Origin of the sequence: Mycobacterium sp., from assembly GCF_025965855.1 — a bacterium.
GTDB lineage: Bacteria > Actinomycetota > Actinomycetes > Mycobacteriales > Mycobacteriaceae > Mycobacterium.
In genome coordinates, this window is record NZ_JAOPWB010000295.1 from 30,852 (window position 1) to 46,831 (window position 15,980).

12 protein-coding genes and 1 pseudogene are annotated in these 15,980 nt (G+C 67.9%); 6 read left to right on the top strand and 7 right to left on the bottom strand.

Annotated features, from left to right (window positions below):
• Window positions 1-324: 324 nt before the first annotated feature.
• Window positions 325-3,585, top strand: a complete 3,261-nt coding sequence (locus JWP83_RS25190; RefSeq protein ID WP_297736606.1) for a LuxR C-terminal-related transcriptional regulator — start codon at window positions 325-327, stop codon at window positions 3,583-3,585.
• Window positions 3,586-3,727: 142 nt separating this feature from the next.
• The gene (locus JWP83_RS25195) at window positions 3,728-6,985 is read left to right on the top strand and encodes a LuxR C-terminal-related transcriptional regulator (protein WP_297736608.1); all 3,258 of its coding nucleotides are present in this window, start codon (window positions 3,728-3,730) and stop codon (window positions 6,983-6,985) included.
• Window positions 6,986-6,992: 7 nt separating this feature from the next.
• On the opposite strand, the gene JWP83_RS25200 is transcribed toward JWP83_RS25195, so the two are convergent.
• The 4 genes from JWP83_RS25200 to JWP83_RS25215 form a co-directional block, all read right to left on the bottom strand.
• The gene (locus JWP83_RS25200; RefSeq protein ID WP_297736573.1) at window positions 6,993-7,823 is read right to left on the bottom strand and encodes a rhomboid-like protein; all 831 of its coding nucleotides are present in this window, start codon (window positions 7,821-7,823) and stop codon (window positions 6,993-6,995) included.
• Between the two features lie 2 nt (window positions 7,824-7,825).
• On the bottom strand, window positions 7,826-9,163 hold the full coding sequence (lysA, locus tag JWP83_RS25205) for a diaminopimelate decarboxylase (RefSeq protein ID WP_297736575.1): 1,338 nt from the start codon (window positions 9,161-9,163) through the stop codon (window positions 7,826-7,828).
• Window positions 9,164-9,282: 119 nt separating this feature from the next.
• Complete coding sequence (locus JWP83_RS25210; RefSeq protein ID WP_297736578.1) at window positions 9,283-10,047, bottom strand: SDR family oxidoreductase; 765 nt, start codon at window positions 10,045-10,047, stop codon at window positions 9,283-9,285.
• Window positions 10,048-10,061: 14 nt separating this feature from the next.
• Window positions 10,062-10,604, bottom strand: a complete 543-nt coding sequence (locus JWP83_RS25215; RefSeq protein ID WP_297736581.1) for a PaaI family thioesterase — start codon at window positions 10,602-10,604, stop codon at window positions 10,062-10,064.
• 94 nt (window positions 10,605-10,698) lie between these two features.
• On the opposite strand from JWP83_RS25215, the gene JWP83_RS25220 reads away from it, so the two are divergent.
• From JWP83_RS25220 to JWP83_RS25230, 3 genes are all read left to right on the top strand, one after another.
• Window positions 10,699-11,280: a TetR/AcrR family transcriptional regulator gene (locus JWP83_RS25220; RefSeq protein WP_297736584.1), complete on the top strand. Its 582-nt coding sequence runs from the start codon at window positions 10,699-10,701 to the stop codon at window positions 11,278-11,280.
• 79 nt (window positions 11,281-11,359) lie between these two features.
• A complete protein-coding gene (locus tag JWP83_RS25225; protein ID WP_297736587.1) occupies window positions 11,360-12,196 on the top strand; it encodes a mycofactocin-coupled SDR family oxidoreductase in 837 nt (278 codons plus the stop codon).
• Window positions 12,197-12,206: 10 nt separating this feature from the next.
• On the top strand, window positions 12,207-13,409 hold the full coding sequence (locus JWP83_RS25230) for a cytochrome P450 (protein ID WP_297736591.1): 1,203 nt from the start codon (window positions 12,207-12,209) through the stop codon (window positions 13,407-13,409).
• On the opposite strand, the gene JWP83_RS25235 is transcribed toward JWP83_RS25230, so the two are convergent.
• Window positions 13,406-13,978: a TetR/AcrR family transcriptional regulator gene (locus tag JWP83_RS25235; RefSeq protein ID WP_297736612.1), complete on the bottom strand. Its 573-nt coding sequence runs from the start codon at window positions 13,976-13,978 to the stop codon at window positions 13,406-13,408. The two genes, JWP83_RS25230 and JWP83_RS25235, sit on opposite strands and share 4 nt — an antisense overlap.
• Window positions 13,979-14,212: 234 nt before the next feature.
• On the opposite strand from JWP83_RS25235, the gene JWP83_RS25240 reads away from it, so the two are divergent.
• Entirely contained in the window at window positions 14,213-14,599 is a 387-nt protein-coding gene (locus JWP83_RS25240) for a PPOX class F420-dependent oxidoreductase (RefSeq protein ID WP_297736594.1), read from the top strand.
• 6 nt (window positions 14,600-14,605) lie between these two features.
• Here the strand turns inward: JWP83_RS25240 and JWP83_RS25245 are convergent, their stop codons facing one another.
• Together JWP83_RS25245 and JWP83_RS25250 are read right to left on the bottom strand one after the other, a co-directional pair.
• Window positions 14,606-15,775 (bottom strand): zinc-binding dehydrogenase, encoded by a 1,170-nt coding sequence (locus JWP83_RS25245; RefSeq protein WP_297736597.1) that lies wholly within the window; start codon window positions 15,773-15,775, stop codon window positions 14,606-14,608.
• A gap of 88 nt (window positions 15,776-15,863) precedes the next feature.
• Window positions 15,864-15,980 (bottom strand): annotated as a pseudogene (locus JWP83_RS25250) (oxidoreductase); the annotation flags it as partial.

A 15,980-nucleotide genomic window follows, 5' to 3' on the forward strand; every position in this document is an offset into this window, starting at 1 on the left:
ACGGCAAGCCCAGACCATCGGCCGCAACGCGTAGATCCGGACGTTCAGGGGTCGGAAATCCGGGTGCGACTAGAAGTGAACGAGTTGCGGTCCACCGCAGCACTGCGGCTGTTGGTTCTCAACGCGGACGGGTTCAAACAAGCCGCGTCATGGCTGGTCGCGCAGAGGTCAAGCCACGCGGGGATGGCACGCATCCGCTACCCGCGGAGTCATAGATCCGCGTTTGCGCTGATGTTTTGCGCTCGTCGTGGCCGCATGCTGGCTAGCATGAGCGAGATTGATCCACGCGCGGAGACGCCGCTGGTGGACTGGAGCGATCTTGGCGTGAGCGGGCTTTTGCCGACGGGCACGGTGACCCTGCTGCTGGCTGACGTCGAAAACTCCACCGGGCTGTGGGAGACCCAGCCCGAGCAGATGACCGCGGCGTTCGCGCGGCTGGATCGCGAGCTATCCGATTTGGTAGCCGCGTATGGCGGGGTGCGGCCGGTGGAGCAGGGTGAGGGCGACAGCTTTGTGGTGGCGTTCGCGCGGGCCAGTGATGCGGTGGCGTGTGCGCTGGGTTTGCAGCGGGCGCCGTTGGCGCCGATCAGCCTGCGGATCGGTGTGCACACCGGCGAGGTGCAGTTGCGCGATGAGGGTAACTACATCGGCCCCGCCATCAACCGGACGGCGCGGCTGCGTGATTTGGCCCATGGCGGGCAGACGTTACTGTCGGGCACGGCCGAGGATCTAGTGGTTGACGCGCTGCCTGCCGATGCATGGCTCAGCGATTTGGGCACTTACGAGCTACGCGGTGTTGCCCGCCCGGAACGTGTTGCGCAGCTGTGCCATTCCGACGTGCGCACCGAGTTCCCATTCTTGCGAACTCCGAAAAGCATTGCTGCGCACAATCTTCCGTCGCAGTTAACCAGCTTTATCGGCCGCTGCTTACAGCTGGCGGAGGTGCGGAAGCTGTTGGCGCAGGACCGGTTAGTCACTTTGACCGGAGCTGGTGGGGTGGGGAAGACGCGCCTGGCGGTACAAGTTGCGAGCCAGTTAGCGGGCGAATACGCCGATGGTGTCTGGTACGTGGATCTGGCGCCGATCACTGACCCTGATCTGGTGCCGGTGGTGGTGGCCCGTGCGCTGGGGCTGCCCGACCAACCCGGCCGATCCACGATGGACACTCTGCTGCGGTTCGTTCGCGACCGTCAACTGTTGGTGGTGCTGGACAACTGCGAGCATCTGCTGGATGCGTGCGCCGAGCTGGTTGTCGCGCTGCTGGGTGGGGCGCCGGGGCTGACCGTGCTCGCCACGAGTCGGGAGCCGATCGGTGTGGGTGGCGAGGCGATGTGGCGAGTGCCGTCGCTCTCGGTGGCCGATGAAGCCATCGAGTTGTTCACCGACCGGGCGCTCCACGCCCGCCCCGATTTCGCCGTCACCGACGACAACGCCACCGTGGTGGCCGAAATCTGCCGGCGCCTCGACGGCATACCGCTCGCCATCGAACTGGCCGCCGCGCGGGTGCGGGCGTTGTCGCTGGCCGAGATTCTCGACAGCCTGCATGACCGGTTCCGGCTGCTGACCGGTGGGGCACGCAGCGCGGTACGCCGCCAGCAAACCCTGCGCGCCTCAGTGGACTGGTCGCACGCGCTGTTGACCCAGCCCGAGCGGGTGCTGTTTCGCCGACTGGCGGTGTTTCTGGGCGGCATCGACCTCGATGCCGCCCAATTCGTTTGCTGTGGCACTGATGTGGAGCGCTATCAGGTGCTGGATCAGCTCAGCCTGCTGGTCGACAAGTCGCTGGTGGTGGCCGACGACCGCCGCGGTCGAACCCGCTACCGCCTGTTGGAGACGGTGCGCCAATTCGCCCTGGAAAAGCTCGCCGAGTCCGGCGAGGCCGATGCCGTGCGTTCGCGTCACCGCGATTACTACACCGCGCTAGCGGCCCTGCTCGACGCGCCGGCAGGTAGTAATTATGAGCAGCGTCTCGAGCAGGCCGAGACCGAGATCGACAACCTGCGCGCCGCGTTCGGGTGGAGCCGGGAAAACTCTGATATCGAAATGGCTTTGGCGCTGGCGTCGTCGCTGCAGCCGCTGTTGATCGCGCGGGGCCGCCCGAGGGACGGGCTGGCCTGGTTCGACACAGCCCGCGTCGACCTCGACGCGCGGCACCCCGAGGTGGCGCCCGCGGTACGGGCACGCGCCCTCGCCGACCAGGCCCTACTCGATTCATGGGTCGGCGGCGCCGCGAGCATGGATCAGGCTCAGCAGGCCCTGGCGATCGCGCGCGACATCGATGACCCGGCCCTGCTGGCCCGGGTGCTGACCGCGTGCTGTCTGATCGCCGTCTTCACCACCCCTGAGGTGGCCCGGCCGTACTTCGCCGAAGCGATCGGCCTGGCGCGGGCGTTAGACGATCGGTGGAGGCTGAGCGAGCTCCTCAGCTGGCAGGCGCTCGGGGCAGCGCTCGTGGCGGGTGACCCGATCGTGGGGCGCGCGGCTGCAGAAGAAGGACGCGACCTCGCCGAGGCGATCGGCGACCGGGGCCACTCGCGCCTGTGCCGCTTTTCGCTTGGATTTGCACAGTTATGTCGCGGCGATCTGGCCGGAGCCGTCGCACAATTCGGGGCGGTAGCGGCCGAGGCAGAGGCGGCCCACGATGAGATCCGCAGGGTGCACAGCCTCGCCCTCCAAGGCGCCGCGCTCGCGTGGCAGGGTGAGGCTGGTGCGGCCCGGGCCGCCGCCGATGTTGCCGTCGAATCCGCGGCGGAGCTGGCGGCGATCTCCGCGGGCCTCGCCTACTCGTCGTTGGCTGCCGCGGCCCTAGCCAACGGTGATGCCGCGACGGCCCAGCGAGCATGCGACGCGGCCGGCCTGCACCTGAGTGCCCTCCCCGCGGCGACGGCGATGCTGCGCCCTTACGGCGCGCTGGCCGCCCTGGCGAACGGGGATCTGGCCGCAGCCCGCCGGTGGGCCGACGACGCTGTCTCGACAACGACCGGCGCGTGGCTGATGTTGGCGTTAACGACCCGCGTCCGCGTGGCGATCGCGCAGCGTGAGCCAGATCAGGCCGAGCGCGACGCGCACGACGTGCTCGCACGCGCCGCCGAACTCGAGGTTTACCTGCCCATCCCCGACATCCTCGAATGCCTCGCCGCTCTCGCCGGGCATGCCGGCAGTCACCGCGAAGCGGCGCGGCTTTTCGGCGCGGCTGCGGCCATCCGGAAGCGCATGGGCGCGGTCCGCTTCAAGGTCTGGGACGCAGGCTACGACGCCTCGGTTGCGGCGCTGCGAAACGCTATGAGCGAGGAGGACTTTGACTCCGCGTGGGCCGAGGGTGCGGCCCTGTCCACCAAGGAGGCGATCGCCTACGCGCTGCGCGGCCGCGGCGGACGCAAACGACCCGCCAGTGGCTGGGCCTCGCTGACGCCGGCCGAGCGCAACGTCGTCAGACTCGTCAGCGAGGGATTGGGCAACAACGACATCGCCACCCGGGTGTTCGTCTCACCGCGAACCGTGCAATCCCACCTCACCCACGTCTACGCCAAACTCGGCCTCACCTCCCGTGTGCAACTTGCCCAGGAAGCAGCCCGCCACACGTGACGTCGTAACATTCGCCCTCGCTTGGCGGTGATCTACGCGTTTGCGCTGATGTTTTGCAGGGCATGGTGGCCGCATGCTGGCTAGCATGAGCGAGATTGATCCACGCGCGGAGACGCCGCTGGTGGACTGGAGCGATCTTGGCGTGAGCGGGCTTTTGCCGACGGGCACGGTGACGCTGCTGTTGGCTGACGTCGAGGGCTCGACGTGGCTGTGGGAGACGCAGCCCGAGCAGATGACAGCCGCGTTCGCGCGGCTGGATCAGGCGCTCTCGGATCTGGTTGCCGCTCATGGCGGGGCGCGCCCGGTGGAGCAGGGGGAGGGCGACAGCTTTGTGGTGGCGTTCGCGCGGGCCAGTGACGCGGTGGCGTGTGCGCTGGGGCTGCAGCGGGCGCCGTTGGCCCCGATCGGCTTGCGGGTTGGTGTGCATACCGGTGAGGTGCAGTTGCGCGATGAGGGTAATTACATCGGTCCGACCATCAACCGGACGGCGCGACTGCGTGATTTGGCCCATGGTGGGCAGACGGTGTTGTCGGGCACGACCGAGTCGTTAGTCGTTGATGCGCTGCCCGCCGATTCGTGGCTGGCCGATCTGGGCACCCACGAGCTGCGTGGTGTTGCGCGGCCCGAACGGGTCGTGCAGCTGTGCCATCCTGATCTGCGCAATGACTTCCCACCGCTGTGCACAGCGAAAAGTATTGCCGCGCATAATCTCCCGTCGCAATTCACCAGCTTTGTGGGCCGCGGCCCATTGATGGCCGAGGTGCGGAAGCTGTTGGCGCACAGCCGGTTGGTCACCCTGACCGGTGCCGGCGGCATTGGCAAGACGCGCTTGGCGGTAGAAGTCGCGAACCTGTTAGCGGCCGAATACGCCGAGGGTGTGTGGTACGTGGATCTGGCGCCGATCACCGATCCCGCCGTGGCACCCCTGGCGGTGGCGCGTGCGCTGGGCCTGCCGGACCAACCCGGTCGCTCGACGATGGGGACGCTGCTGCGGTTCGTTCGCGACCGTCAGATGCTGGTGGTTTTGGACAATTGCGAGCACCTGCTCGACGCGAGCGCCGATCTGGTCGTCGCTCTGCTGGGTGGGGCGCCGGGGCTGACGCTGCTGGCGACGAGTCGTGAGCCGATCGGTGTGGGTGGCGAGGCGATGTGGCGGGTGCCGTCGCTATCGGTGGCCGATGAGGCGATCGAGTTGTTTACTGACCGCGCCCGGTTGGCTCAGACCGGCTTCACCGTCAGTGGTCAGAATGCCGCCGCGGTGGCCGAGATCTGCGCCCGCCTCGATGGGGTGCCGCTGGCGATCGAGTTGGCCGCGGCGCGGGTGCGTGTGTTGTCGCTGGCCGAGATCCTCGACGGGCTGCATGACCGGTTCCGGCTGCTGACCGGTGGGGCGCGCACCGCGGTACGCCGCCAGCAGACCCTGCGCGCCTCGGTGGACTGGTCGCATGCGTTGTTGACCGAGCCCGAGCGGGTGTTGTTTCGCCGGCTGGCGGTGTTCCTGGGCGGATTCGACCTCACCGCCGCCCAAGCGGTCGCCGGCGGCGGTGACGTGGAGCGCTATCAGGTGCTCGACCAGCTCACCCTGCTCGTCGACAAGTCACTGGTGGTCGCCGAAGACACCGCGGGCCGAACGCGCTATCGGCTGCTGGAGACGGTGCGCCAATTCGCCCTGGAAAAGCTCGGCGAATCCGGCGAGGCAGACGCCGTGCGGGTGCGCCACCGCGACCACTACACAGCGCTCGCCGCCCTGGTCGACGCGCCGGCAGGCACCAATTATGAGCAGCGTCTCGAGCAGGCCAACATCGAGATTGACAATCTGCGCGCCGCGTTCGGGTGGAGCCGGGAAAACTCTGATATAGAAATGGCTTTGGCGCTGGCGTCGTCGCTGCAGCCGCTGTGGCTCGCGCGGGGCCGCCTCCGGGAAGGGCTGGCCTGGTTCGACACCGCCCTCGCCGACCTCGATGCACACCACCTTGGAGTTGCCGCCGCGGTTCGGGCGCGGGCGCTCGCTGACAGCGCTGCGCTCGGCCTGTGGATGGGCGCCGCCGACAGCCCGGATCAGGCTCAGCAGGCCCTGGCGATCGCGCGCGAGGTCGATGACCCGGCCCTGCTGGCGCGGGCGCTCACCGCCTGCGGCTACATCGCCAGCTACTTCGACGCAGAGGCAGCACGGACGTACTTGGCCGAGGCGATCGTCCTGGCCCGGGATTTGGGTGACCCGTGGCGGCTCAGCCAGATCCTCGCCGCGCAAGCCGTCGGGGCGTTAGCGGCGGCCGACCCGATCGCGATGCGCGCGGCGGCCGAGGAGGCACGCGATCTAGCCGACGCGATCGGCGACCGGTTTGGCTCGCGCCGGTGCCGCTGGTACCTCGGTGTCGCACAGGTATCTAAGGGTGATCTGGCCGGAGCTGTAGCGCAATTCGCCGCGGTGGCCGCCGAGGCCGAGGCAGCTCACGATGAGGTCTGGAGGGCGGATAGCCTTGTGCTCCGGGGCATCGCGCTGGCGTACCAGGGTGACATCGCGGCGGCCCGGGCGGCCGCCGACGCGGCCGTCGAGGCTACCGCCGAGCTTGGCGGGATCAAAGCGGCCGCCGCCCACTCGGCGTTGGCTGTCGCGGCCCTGGCCGCGGGCGATGCTGCGACGGCGCAGGACGCGACCGAGGCGGGCCGGCCACACGCGAGTGCCCTGCCCCTGGCGGCGGCAAGGCGTCGCGTTATTGCTGCGCAGGCCGCGCAGGCGGGCGGGGATCTGGTCGCTGCCCGCCGCTGGTCCGATGAAGCCGTGTCGACAACGACGGGCTCGGTGCTGTCCGACGCGCTGACGACGCGCGCCCGCGTGGCGATCGCACAAGGTGAGCCGGAACAGGCCGAGCGTGACGCCCACGACGCGCTCGCATGTGCCGCCGGAATCGAGGCGTACCTATTCATCCCCGACATTCTCGAATGCCTCGCGAGTCTGGCCGGTGAGACCGGCAGACACCGGGAAGCCGCCCGCCTCTTCGGCGCGGCACACGCCATCCGGCAGCGCATGGGGGCGGTCCGCTTCAAGGTCTACGACGCCGCCTATGAAGCCTCGGCGGCAGCGCTGCGAGATGTCCTGGGCGAGAAGGACTTTAACTCCGCGTGGGCGGAGGGCGCCGCGCTGTCCACCGAGGAGGCGATCGCCTACGCGCAACGCGGCCGCGGCGAACGCAAACGACCAGCCAGCGGCTGGGCCTCGCTGACGCCGGCCGAGCTCGACGTCGTCAGACTCGTCAGCGAGGGACTGGGCAACAACGACATCGCCACACGCCTATTCGTCTCACCGCGTACCGTGCAATCCCACCTGACGCACGTCTACGCCAAACTGGGCTTCACCTCGCGCGTGCAACTTGCCCAAGAGGCGGCTCACCAGGTCTGAACGGCGACTATGCCGGCGCCGGCTGCGGCACGAATTCCGGTTGCGCGTTGTCGTTGCGCCCCTGCACGAGCTGTCCGGCAAGGAGCGCGACCAGCATCCCCGCCAACCCACCGGCCGTTGCCACCACCGATGATCCTGACAGCACGAAGTACCCGTACACGGCACCGCCGCCGAGCAAGGCGGCGCGCAAGGGCGTCCAGTCGGCCGTCGACGGCAGCCGATACGACAGACCGATGCCGAGCAGCAGCGCCAGAACATGGCCGACGGCGGTGAAGTCCGCTCCGGACGCCGCCATCAGCGCGATTCCGAGCCACCACCCGACCCACGCCGACCGCCAGCGCGAGGGCATGGACGCCGTCAGCGCGCCCAGGACGCAGACCGCGCCGTAACTGAACCCCACGTCGCTCGCCCGGGCAACGGAGAACGGCAGCCAGCCCACCTTGAGCGCGACGACCAGCCCCACGGCGACGATCAGCGTGGCGCCGATGTGACCGACCGCAAACGCGACAACCAAACCCCTACCACGCCAGATCAATTCACCCGACGCCAGCAAGCAGACGAGCCCCGGGAGCCACACGTAGACGTTGCCGCCGTCGTCGACGAACGCGCTGCCGATCAGCGTGGTCAAACGGCCGTGGGCCAGATTGTGCAGGTTGGTGCTCATGCGGCTCACCGCGACCTCGCGCGCATGGGGACCGAGCGCCGTCAAGACGAGCGATACCGCGGCCAGGACGACGGCGTACGCCGCCGTGACGCGCACCGACGCCGCCCCCGACATCGTGCGCGCGGCCACGGCGGCCCAACGCTTGATGTTGTCGCGAACAGCGATGGTAGACATGGCTATTCGCCTTGGTCCGCGTGGCCCGACCAGCCACGGTCTCGAGCGAGCAGGTCAGCGATGGTTTCGCGGCGCACCAGTTCACGCGCCTCGCCCCCGGCGACCGCGACCAGCGGCGGGCGTCCCACCACGCTGCAGCTCGATCCCATCGAGTAGTGGTAGGCGCCGGTACAGGCTACCGACAGCAGGTCGCCGGGATGGATGTCAGCGGGCAGCTCGACGTCGCGGGCGATCTCGTCACCGGCCTCGCAGTGCCGACCCACCACCGTGACCGGCGCGGTGGCGATCGGCGCGTGCCGATTGGCGAGTGCCACCGTGTATTTCGCGCCGGCGGGCGCCATCCGCGGGTTGTCGCTCATGCCGCCGTCCACCGCGACGAAGGTGCGGCCGTCGGGCCGGCGCTTGACGGCGACCACCCGGTAGAGCGTCATCCCGGCGCGGGCCGCGAACGCACGGCCGGGTCCGATGACGATCCGCGGTCGCGGATAATCGTGTTTCGCACAAGCGGATTGGAGGGCGGCGTCGATGACCGCGCCCAATGCCCGCGGGTCGAGTTCGGCGTCGCCGGACCTATACGGGACCGCGTGTCCGCCACCGAGGCTGAGCTCGGTCAGCACGACGTGGTGGCGATCCCGGACCTCGGCCATCAAGGCCAGCATCTGGCGGATCGCCGCGCCGTACAGCCCGACATCGGTGAGCTGCGACCCCAATTGGCAGTGCAGCCCGACCAGGTCAAGCCACGGCTGCCCCAGGACGCGCTTGACCGCACCGGCCGCATGGCCGCCGGGCAAGGCGAAGCCGAATTTCTGGTCGCCGCCGTCGATGTCGGGAATCACCCGGATCAGCACAGCTTGGCGGCGGCGCACCCGCCCCGCGAGCAACGCGATCTCGTTCGGGGTGTCGATCACGATTCGCCCCACCCCGGCGGCGACCGTGTCATCGAGTTCGCCCGCGCTCTTGGCGGTGCCGTTGAGAACGATGTTCGACGGCGGCACTTCGCCGGTCAGCGCCGTGGCGAGTTCGCCGTTCGAACAGACCTCCACGCCCGCGCCTTCCTCGGCAGCCCACCCGGCGACGGCCGCGCTGAGCAGCGCCCGGCCCGCGTAGACCAGCTCGACGCCGGAGAGCGCGGCGCGATAACCGCGGATACGGGCCCGAAAGTCTTCTTCGTCGACCACGTAGGTGGGGGTGCCGAACTTGGCGGCGAGCTCGGTGGCGGCCACGCCGCCGACGCGCAACCGGCCCATTTCGTCGACGGAGCTGCTCAGCGGCCAGATCGCCCGGTCGAGGTGGGGGCCCACCTCGTGCCGCGGCGACGGAACCAGCTCGAACAGCGTCATACTCCCACGGTGCCGGTGGAAGGCCGGGTCCGCCGCATTCTTAACGAAGCTTTCACACGCGTGTGATCAATCTTCACGGATCTGCGCGGAAGGCCTGGTCATCCGCGCTTCCGGCACGACTAACCGAAGTAGTTCGCCGGGACGAAAGGGACGTCGTCGGGCGCCGTATGGCGCGCCGCCAGCAGCGCCCGCGCGGCGTCACCGATCGGAATCCGCAGCGGCAACTGCGGCTTCTCGGCGGCGTTGACGACCTCGGCAGCGACCTGCTCGGGTGTGATCATGCCGGCGCGCGCGCCGCCACCTTTGAGAATTGCGGCATACGGGTCGTCGGGCAGTGTGTAGGTGGTCACGTCGTCGAGCGCCCCGGAGCTCACCGCGCCGGGTTCCAGCAGCGCGGCCTGGACGCCCAACGGTGCGGTCTCAATGGCGAGGGCTTCGACGAGCGCTTCGAGTGCCCATTTCGTCGACGCGTAGGCCGCGCCGGGCGGCAGCACCACACGTCCGACGACGCTGGACATGAACATCAGCTTGCCCTCGCCGCGGGCGCGCATCTGCGGCAGCACTGCCTGGGCGACGCGGATGGCGCCAATGGTGTTGAGGTTGAGCAGCCGCTGCAGCTCCGCCAGCGGGATGGCTTCCACTGCGGCGTAGAAGATTACGCCGGCGTTGGAGATCAGAATGTCGACGTCCCCGGCGGTTGCAATGGCCGCCGTCACGCTGGCGCTGTCGGTGACGTCGAGGGCCAGCCGCTCGCTCACGTCGAGGTCCGCGAGCGCGTGCGGGTCACGGGCGGTAGCCACGACGCGATGCCCGCGGCGGGCGAATTCGGCGGCGATGGCGCGGCCGATGCCGCGGCTGGCGCCGGTGATCAGTACGGATGACATGGCAGGCAGTCCTTTCAGGAGTGGTTTCCGTTGGTGCTGGGAGGCTTTGCACCACTGGGCAACTCGAAGATCAGTAAGGTGCTGCTCGCGGTGGCGACGAGGTTGCCCGATGCGTCGGTGACTTTCCCCTCGGTGAACCCGAGCCGCGACCCCGCTTTGACGACGGTGCCGACGGCCGTCAGCGTGCCGCTGGCGATGGTGACGGCCTTGAGGTAGTTGACCTTGATCTCGACCGAGGTGTAGCCGATTCCTTCGGGCAGGGTGGTATGCATTGCGCAGCCGGTCACCGTGTCCAACAGGGTGCAGACCGCGCCGCCGTGAACCATCCCGAGCGGGTTGTACATCGACCCGTCCGGCGTGCAGGAGAAGGTGATACGCCCGTTCTCCACGTCGTCGACGCGCATCCGCATGAGCTCACCGATCGGTGGCGGTGGCAGGTGCCCGTCAGTGACGGCCCTCCAGTACGCGAGGCCGGACATCGACGCGGCGGTGGCCTGCGTCGTGATCGGGTCGTGCCAGATGACCGTTCGCGACTGTTCTGCAGCCATAGTCTTCATGCGCGAGCCCCCTGGGAAACTGATCGGTTTACCTGTCCGTCTCAACATAGCGGTAGTTTCGCCGCTTGTAAACCGACCGGTGTAGCATGTCGGGATGCAGGAATCGGCGACGCGCGCGCCCGGCGGGCGTGGAGCGCGTGAGCGCATCGAGCGCGCCGCGGCCCGGCTCTTCTACCGCAACGGAATCCACGCGACCGGCGTCGAACTCATCGCCCAAGAGGCCAACGTCTCCAAGCGCACGCTCTATCAGCAGTTCGCCAGCAAGAACGAACTCGTGGACAGCTACCTGCGAGGCTTCGAGGCCCGGGGCGGCCCGCCTGCCGAGCGGCGCCTGGGCGACACGCAAATGTCGCCGCGCGAGCGTCTGCTGGCGATCTTCGAGCTGCGGCGCCAAGAAGTCTTGCGGGGCTGCCCCTTTCACAATGCGGCCGTGGAATCCGCCGGGTCGCTCCCGAGCACCGACGAGATCGTGCGGGTCCACAAGCTGGAGTTCACCCGCCGCCTCATCGCCGTCGCGCAGGAGGCGGGGGCCGCCGATCCCCACCTGCTCGGCGAGCAGCTGGCCGTCCTGTTCGAGGGCGCCACGGCGATGGCGACGTCGCTGAACGACACCGCGCCCGTCGTCCACGCCCGTGCCGCCGCGGCCACGCTGATCGACGCTGCGCTGAGCTCTTGACTAGCGCCTCAGGCTGCTGCTAGACAGGGCGTGCACGCAAGTTTGGGCGATCGCCCAAATACCGGAAATCGAGGTGGCTATGACGGGCCGAATGGAGGGCAAGGTCGCGTTCGTGACCGGCGCCGCACGGGGGCAGGGCAGGAGTCACGCGGTACGGCTCGCGCGGGAGGGCGCCGACATCATCGCTGTCGACATCTGCCGCAAGTTCGAGGCGTCGCCGGCGGACGGCGCGACGCCCGAAGATCTCGACGAGACCGCGGGATTGGTGAAGGATGCGGGCGGCCGCGTCGTCACCGCCGAAGTCGACGTTCGCGATTTCGACGCGTTGCGGGCCGCCGTCGACAGCGGGGTAGAACAACTCGGGCGCCTGGACGTCGTGATCGCGAACGCCGGCATCGGGACGACGGCGGGAAAGCTGCATAAGACCGACGAGGCGCTGTGGCAGGAGATGATCGACGTCAACCTCAGCGGAGTCTGGAAGACGGTGAAGGCCGGCGTTCCCCACATCCTGGAAGGCGGGCGCGGCGGCTCGATCATCCTGACGTCCTCGGTGGCCGGTTCCAAGGCCTATCCCCAGATGGGCCACTATGTCGCGGCCAAGCACGGAGTGATCGGGCTGATGCGTTCGTTCGCGGTCGAATTGGGCCAGCGCATGATCAGGGTCAACGCTGTCCTGCCGACACACGTGAATTCGCCGCTGCTGCTGAACGAGGCCACCTACCGCGCCTTTCGGCCGGAACTGGAAAACCCCGGGCCCGACGACCTGGCGCCGGTGTGCCAAAGCTTCCACTACCTGCCGATCCCCTGGGTGACGCCCGAAGACATCAGCAACGCCGTCCTATTCCTGGCCTCCGACGAAGCGCGCTACATCACCGGCGTGGCGCTCCCGGTGGACGCCGGTAGCTGCCTGAAGTGAGGAAGCATCGATGACCGTCACGAACGACACGGACGTCTACTACGACCCCTACGACGTCGGCATCAACGCCGACCCGTATCCGACCTACGCGCGGCTGCGCGAAGAGGCCCCGGTCTACCACAACGAGCGGTACGACTTCTGGGCGATATCAAGGCATTCCGACGTCGAACGGGCATTGGCAAACTGGGAAACCTTCTCTAACAGGAGAAGCGACATCCTTGAGCTGGTCAAGTCGAAATTCGACATGCCCGGCGGGGTCATGATGTTCCAGGATCCGCCCGAACACACGAGGCTGCGCGGTCTGATGTCGCGGGTGTTCACGCCGCGCCGCATGGCGGAACTCGAAGACCAGATCCGGCGGTACTGCGTCCGGTGCCTGGACCCGCTCGTCGGGTCCGGGGGATTCGACATCATCGCCGAGCTCGCCTCGATGATGCCGATGCGGGTGATTGGGATGCTGCTCGGAATCCCGGAATCCGAACAGATTTCGGTTCGCGACGCCAACGACGCCAACCTGCGCACCAGGCCTGGCGCACCGCTGAAGGTCGCCGACGCGGACTCCATCGCCGACGGCCGGATATACGCCGAGTATGTCGAGTGGCGATCCAAGAACCCGTCGGACGACCTCATGACGACGCTGCTCAACGTCGAATTCGACGACGAGCACGGGGTGCACCGAAAGCTCACGCGTAAAGAGGTGCTGCATTACACCCAGGTGGTCGCCGGCGCGGGCAACGAGACGACGGGTCGGCTGATCGGCTGGCTGGCCAAGGTGCTGGCCGAGCACCCCGACCAGCGCCGGGAGGTCCACCAGGATCGCTCGCTGTTGACCCGGACCGTCGACGAGACACTTCGGTTCGAGCCCACCGGACCCCACGTCGCGCGTTGGATGGCAAAGGATTTCGAGTGCTACGGTACGACCGTTCCGGCCGGCAGCGCCATGCTCCTGCTGTTCGGCGCCGCCAACCGCGATCACCGCCGCTACGCGGACCCCGACGCGTTCAACATCCACCGCGACAACATCTCGCACATCACCTTTGGAAAAGGCGTGCATTACTGCCTCGGGGCGAACCTGGCGCGCCTCGAGGGTCGCGTCGCGCTGGACGAGATGCTCAACCGGTGGCCCGAGTGGGACATCGATTACGACACAGCGCAATTGGCGTCGACATCGACGGTCCGCGGCTGGGAGCGCCTGCGCGTCGTGCTGCCCTAAGGGGTCGCGTCCGGGCTGCCGCGGCGCGCCTTCGGTGCCGGCATCTCGAATCGTTCGAGGAATCGGTTGACCAGCGCGATGGCCTCGTCGTGGCCACCTTTGGCACCGAGTCCCTGCTCGAGGATGAGGCTGCGCCCGATGGAGGTGATGACGACGGCGAGACCGGCGGGCGGGAACTCGTAAGTATCGATGCCATGCTCGCGAACGATGAAGTTCAGCGCGGTGGTTTGCTGTTCGCGCCAGCGTTCCGACCAGGCCGCGATCTCGGCCCGAATCTCCTTGCGGTGGTTGGCAAGTCCCATGAATTCCAACAACAACCGGGTGTCCTTGGGTTCGGTGAGGGTATCCCAGAAGGCGTGCAGCGGGCGATCGGAGGCCAAGGCGTTCTGCTGGCGCTCCAGGTAGGCGGCGGCGCCGCGGCGGAAGACGGCCAGATATAGCGCGTCCATCGTCGGGAAGTAGTAGTGCACCAACGCCGGTTTGACGCCGGCGTCCGCGGCCACCCGCCGCGACGTGGCCGCGGCATAACCCTCCTCGATCATGATGTGAATCGTCGCGTCGATCAGCATGTCGCGAGTAGTCGAGTCCCTGGCCATTACCGACCCTAAATTGGGCGATCGCTAAAATCAACTGTTCGCCGCGATGACGGCGCCGCGCCTTGACCCCCTGCGATAGGGATGATAGGCAGGTGAAGCGCAGAATGCTGGGCGATCGCTCAGGCAGGCGGTCGGCCGGGCGATGATTGCGGTGGTGACCGGCAGTGCCTCCGGGATCCGCCGGGACCAAAGAAGGGTGGTTCTGCCGTGGCTCAGAGTTTCCAGGACGTCATCAAGCCCAAGTACCTGCTCCTGACCACGTTCACCAAGGACGGCCGCCCGAAGCCGACGGCGATCTGGGGAGTGCCAGACGGCGACAGGCTCTTGGTCATCACCGACGACGGATCGTGGAAAGTCAGGCGGATCCGCAACACGCCACGAGTGACGATCGCGCGGAGCGGGGCGTTGGGAAAGCCCAAGGGCGAACCGGTCGAAGCGGTTGCCCGGGTGCTGCCGAAGTCCGAGACGCGACGCGTCTACAACGCCGTGCTCAAGCGGTACTGGTACCACGCCTGGTGGTTCTATGCGCACTCGATCGTGCGCGGCGGCATCGACAAGGTGCACGTGGGCCTGGAGATCAAATCTGCCGCCTAGGAAGCCTTAAGCGCCAACCGGACTCGTGGCGTCGCTCTTGGGGTCGATGAGGATCTTCGCGTGGGCCTCGGGATCGCCGAGCGCGTCGAATGCGGCGTCGACGCCGGACAGCCCGACCGTCCCGGTGATCAGCGGCGCGACGTTGACCTTGCCGTCGGCGAGCATGTGCAGCGCGTCGCGGAACTCGAGCGGGGTGTAGCCGAGCACGAACCGAAGGTCGGTCTCTTTGTTGATCGCCATCGCGGGGCGGATGTGGTCCGCGCCCATGCAGACGCCGACCACGACGATGCGCGAGAACAGCGGCGCGCCCGCGATGATGCCGTCGATAATGCCGGGGACGCCGACACATTCGAAGACGACGGGATGCTTGGGCGTCGCGGCGCCGGCGGCTTCGGCGGCGCGCCAAACGTGCCACCACGGCAGCCGCAGCCGCTGCAGCTTTTCGATCGTGCCGACCGCCAAGTCGAACGCGTCGAGGATGCCTTGCAGGTGTTTGCGGCTCGCGTCGGTCGTGTAGGGCGAGTCCTGCGCGGGATCGACGACGGTGTCGGCTCCGCAGGCGGTCGCAAGCGCGCGCCGGCCCGGTGAGAAGTCGCTGGCGATGACGGTGCGCACGCCGTGCGCCTTCAGCATGCAGATCACCGCGAGACCGATTGGCCCGCAGCCGATCACGATTGCGACGTCGCCCTTGCCGACCTCGCCGCGCCGGACGGCGTGCCATCCGACCGCCATCGGCTCGGTCAGGGCGGCCACCTCGGGCGTCAGCCCGTTGGGGACGGGCAATGTCAGCGACTGCTCGACGAGGAGCTGCTCGGCATAGGCGCCCGGCGCCATCGTCGACAACCCGATGCCGTGCACCTCCTTGCCTCGGCGCAGCAGCGGCAAGGCAACGACCCGGGTGCCGCGGCGCGGGGCCTTGCGTGTGCCGGGGCCGTAATCGATAACCTCACCGCAGAATTCGTGACCGAACACGACCGACTGATTCGATCGCATGAACGCGTCGTATCCCGATTCGACCATCACGTCGGCGAGTTCGTCGCAGTGGTGTCGGGCATGGAGGTCGGATCCGCAGATGCCACACCGCAGAACTTCGATGAGCAATTGGCCCTTGCCCGGCTCCGGGGTCGGCTGGTCGACCACCTCGAGCTTCGCGTTGGTGCAGGTCACGGTCTTCATCTGTCGATCCTCCTACACCGAATGATCACGAAAGTGCAACTGGCAACGCGTTTCCCGAGAAAGGACGTCGGTAGTTGCACTTTCGCGGTTAGGGGCCCGCACCACGCAGGGCCTCGAATGTGTCGGCCACGGTTTCCCGCGGGTCCCGATAGGTGATGCCGAGGTCTCGTTCGCTCGGCGAATCATCGGACGCCGGCATCTGTGT

Coding starts and splice junctions, on each gene's coding strand:
- JWP83_RS25225 (WP_297736587.1), top strand. CDS start 11,360: ATGACGGGCCGAATGGAGGGCAAGGTCGCGTTCGTGACCGGCGCCGCA.
- JWP83_RS25200 (WP_297736573.1), bottom strand. CDS start 7,823: ATGTCTACCATCGCTGTTCGCGACAACATCAAGCGTTGGGCCGCCGTG.
- JWP83_RS25245 (WP_297736597.1), bottom strand. CDS start 15,775: ATGAAGACCGTGACCTGCACCAACGCGAAGCTCGAGGTGGTCGACCAG.
- JWP83_RS25210 (WP_297736578.1), bottom strand. CDS start 10,047: ATGTCATCCGTACTGATCACCGGCGCCAGCCGCGGCATCGGCCGCGCC.
- JWP83_RS25235 (WP_297736612.1), bottom strand. CDS start 13,978: ATGCTGATCGACGCGACGATTCACATCATGATCGAGGAGGGTTATGCC.
- lysA (WP_297736575.1), bottom strand. CDS start 9,163: ATGACGCTGTTCGAGCTGGTTCCGTCGCCGCGGCACGAGGTGGGCCCC.
- JWP83_RS25215 (WP_297736581.1), bottom strand. CDS start 10,604: ATGAAGACTATGGCTGCAGAACAGTCGCGAACGGTCATCTGGCACGAC.
- JWP83_RS25220 (WP_297736584.1), top strand. CDS start 10,699: ATGCAGGAATCGGCGACGCGCGCGCCCGGCGGGCGTGGAGCGCGTGAG.
- JWP83_RS25230 (WP_297736591.1), top strand. CDS start 12,207: ATGACCGTCACGAACGACACGGACGTCTACTACGACCCCTACGACGTC.